Source organism: Streptomyces sp. SID5464 (genome assembly GCF_009862985.1).
In the GTDB taxonomy this organism is placed as follows: Bacteria; Actinomycetota; Actinomycetes; order Streptomycetales; family Streptomycetaceae; genus Streptomyces; species Streptomyces chartreusis_D.
This window is the reverse complement of record NZ_WWIQ01000028.1, coordinates 3,257-3,499: the sequence shown is the minus strand read 5'-3', so window position 1 is coordinate 3,499 and position 243 is coordinate 3,257. Positions and strand designations below refer to the sequence as shown.

General features: G+C 70.8%; 1 protein-coding gene. It reads right to left on the bottom strand.

What is annotated here, in order from left to right:
* Positions 1–243 (bottom strand): acyl carrier protein (locus GTY47_RS18820; RefSeq protein ID WP_010048966.1); only part of this gene is annotated, 243 nt, incomplete at both ends.

The window sequence follows — 243 nt, the reverse complement described above, 5'->3', positions numbered from 1 at the left end:
GGTCGAAGACGGTGGTGGCGGGCAGGGTCAGGCCTGTGCTGGTGGAGAGCCGGTTGCGCAGCTCGACGGCGGTGAGGGAGTCGAGTCCTTGTTCCATGAAGCCTCGGTGGGCGTCGATGGCCTCCAGGCCGGGCAGGGCCAGGATCGTCGCCGTGTGGCGGCGGATGTGGTCCAGCAGGGCGTTGAACCGCTGGGGCGGGGCGAGTGCACCGAGCCGCTGAGACAGCGACGGGCCCTCCTCGA